Raw genomic sequence first — 1,251 nt, 5'->3', positions numbered from 1 at the left:
CTAGTAGACCGTCGCGGCTAATTTTTGGGATAGAGGTGGCGCAGTTTGATGCGTGCGTCGTGGGTGGTGAACTGCCAGTTCACCTGACGTTGGTCGGTGTTGGTGGCGTTTTGCCAGGCCGAGAGTTCGGTGTTGAGGTTGTCGAGGTTGCTGATCCGGCGGTCGAGGCATTGCCGGGTCAGCGCGGAGAGTTCGATCTCGGCGATGTTGAGCCATGACCCGTGTTTGGGTGTGTGGTGGATCTCGAGGCGTTGGGCCAGGGCGAATGCCTCTTCTGGTTCGAATGCCTCGTACAGTGAGGCGATGCCGTGGGTGTTGAGGTTGTCCATCACCAGCACCACGGCCTCGGCGTCGGGGTAGTCCACGCTCAGTAACTGCTTGACCTGGCCGGCCCAGTCGATTCGGGTCCGCCGGGACAGCGCCTGAACGCGACGCCAGCCGCGTAGGGGTTCGACCCATACGAAGATCGAGCACGTGCCGCAGCGGATGTACTCGCTGTCCTGGCAGGCGTCGTGACCAGGGCGGGCCGGGAGCGGGTCGCGGGCATGGTCGAGGAGCTGGTAGGGCTTCTCGTCCATGCACACCACGGGACGTGCCGGATCGTAGGGCCGGGCATAGATGGCCAGCACGTCTTCCATCCGGGCCGCGAACTCCGCGTTCGCTCGCGGTGGGATGGTCCAGCACTTCTTCAGATGAGGACGCAGTTCCGTTTTTTTAGGACCCGCCCGATGGTGGAGTGGTCCAGATCGGGGATGTCCTCGACCAGTGCGACGTGCTTCTCCAGCAGCCGCAGCGACCACCGGGTATAGCCCTGGGGTGGCTGTGAGCACGCCATCGCGATCAGCCGGGCTTCGACCTCGCCGGTCACCGGCGAGGGCACCGGCGGGAGGTCGCGCTTCTTCCGCGCGATCGTGGCGTGCACATCGCCACCGGTCTCGGCGAAACGCTTGGCGACCAGCCGTAACGTCTCACCGGAGACACCGAGCCGGGCCGCGATCACCTCCTTGGAATCCACCTCACCCACCGAGATATCCAATGCAAGCAGCACCCGCGCACGCATGATCATCGAGGCCCCACGAACACCCGTCGTGGTCACCCGGACCAGCTCCTCACGATCCTGCACGGTCAACCTGACCGGCCGCTTCTTCTGCGAACCCATGACAACAGTCCTGTCTGGCAGGGGGGAAGGAATCTGCCAGACACCAACCTCCCACTAGACGCGCCATAATTAAGCAGCGACGGTCTACTAGT

Annotated in this window: 2 protein-coding genes; both read right to left on the bottom strand. The window is 63.7% G+C overall.

Features of this window, described 5'->3' with window-relative positions; translation table 11 throughout:
- Positions 1–17: 17 nt before the first annotated feature.
- Positions 18–800 (bottom strand): IS630 family transposase, encoded by a 783-nt coding sequence (locus ACFVXE_RS39155; RefSeq protein WP_389678585.1) that lies wholly within the window; start codon positions 798–800, stop codon positions 18–20.
- Entirely contained in the window at positions 689–1,159 is a 471-nt protein-coding gene (locus ACFVXE_RS39150; RefSeq protein WP_389678583.1) for a helix-turn-helix domain-containing protein, read from the bottom strand. The genes ACFVXE_RS39155 and ACFVXE_RS39150 overlap by 112 nt, the downstream gene beginning before the upstream one ends.
- Positions 1,160–1,251 lie beyond the last annotated feature (92 nt).

Source organism: Streptomyces sp. NPDC058231 (assembly GCF_042882275.1).
Taxonomy (GTDB): Bacteria; Actinomycetota; Actinomycetes; order Streptomycetales; family Streptomycetaceae; genus Streptomyces.
This window is presented reverse-complemented; position numbering and strand designations above follow the sequence as displayed.